Source organism: Vibrio sp. 811, from assembly GCF_033339195.1.
The window spans coordinates 1-1,373 of the sequence record NZ_JAWOUB010000071.1 but is presented as its reverse complement, the minus strand read 5'-3'; the positions used below and the strand labels follow the sequence as shown (position 1 = coordinate 1,373).

Genomic DNA, 1,373 nt, shown 5'->3' with positions numbered 1-1,373 from the left:
CCCGCTCAGGCTCAGCAATCCAAGGAATGCAGTGAAGCTGAATGGCATGTTAGTTGTTAGTAGACCGAACGCCACACCAATAATGGAAAGCGGAACCGTAAACCAAATCACCAACGGTTTTTTGATTGAGTTAAACAGTAAAATGGTGATGATGAACATCAGCAAGTAGCCCATTGGCAGAGAACCAAATAGCCCTTCTTGCGCATCTTTCGATGATTCGTATTCCCCACCCCAAGTAATTTCGTACCCTTCAGGGATGTGTAAAGCCATCACTTTTGGTTGTACACGAGCAAACAAACTTGCCGCCGTATCATCACTCAATACATCGTGGTCAGCCAACACAGTTAAGGTGCGTTTTCTGTCTCGGCGTTGGATCAGAGGCTCACTCCAATCTAGTTCGACACCATCAATGATTTGATCGACAGGAATGTACGTTTGTAATGACGGGCTCCAAATCTTCACGTTTTGTAGCGATTCAAAGTCCACACGCTCCGCTTCAGGTAGACGCATCATAATAGGTAACGTATGAGTTCCGTCACGCAGAACACCAAACGTGCTGCCGCCAAACGCCATTTGCAGCGTACTTGATAGATCTTCTTTCGAAATACCAAGGCGACGCGCTTTGGATTCGTTGAAGACGGGCACAAGTTCTTTCGTTCTTTCACGCCAATCGTGGCGAATGTTTCTCGCCCCTGGATCTGTGTGAAGAATGTCTTCCACCTGAACCGCTAGTTCTCGCAACACTTTCGGATCTGGGCCAGTAATACGCGCTTCAATTTTAGACGCTGGAGACGGACCAAATTCCATCAGTTTGAACTGGAATGTAGGCTCATCGAACGTCTTCGCTAAATTGTCATCCAGCTTGTGAAGCAGCTTGAACATATTGTCACGGTCAGTTGTTCGCACTTGGAACTGAGCGTAAGCCTCGTAGCTTTTCTCCGGTTGGTACGTCAATGCAAAACGTTGTAAACCTTGGCCAATCGAAACCGAGACAAAATCGATGTCATCTTGCTGACGAATATGGCTTTCTACTTTTTCCGCTTGCTTAATGGTCTGACGGATATCCGTACCTTCTGGCATCCACATATCAACGTAGAACATCGGCGTATTCGAAGGCGGGAAGAATTGCTGCTTCACATTGCCAAACGCAATAACGGCAGCCACTAACAACGCCACCATCGCAGCGACCGTCATCCAACGAAAACGTAACGAGAACTTAAGCAACGCGCCAAATACAACGAACAACCAGCCTTTGTAAGGGTCTTCGTCTTCACCGTTCGTGTCTTGCTCTTCTTCTTTTAGAAGCAGGTCTGCTAAGAAAGGTGTGAGTGTAATTGCCGGAACCCAGCTCAAGAACAGTGAGAAACATAACA

Annotated in this window: 1 pseudogene; it reads right to left on the bottom strand. The window is 47.0% G+C overall.

The annotated features are described in order from the left end of the window. Positions 1–1,373, bottom strand: a pseudogene (gene vmeV / locus R7Q46_RS24860) (multidrug efflux RND transporter permease subunit VmeV); the annotation flags it as partial.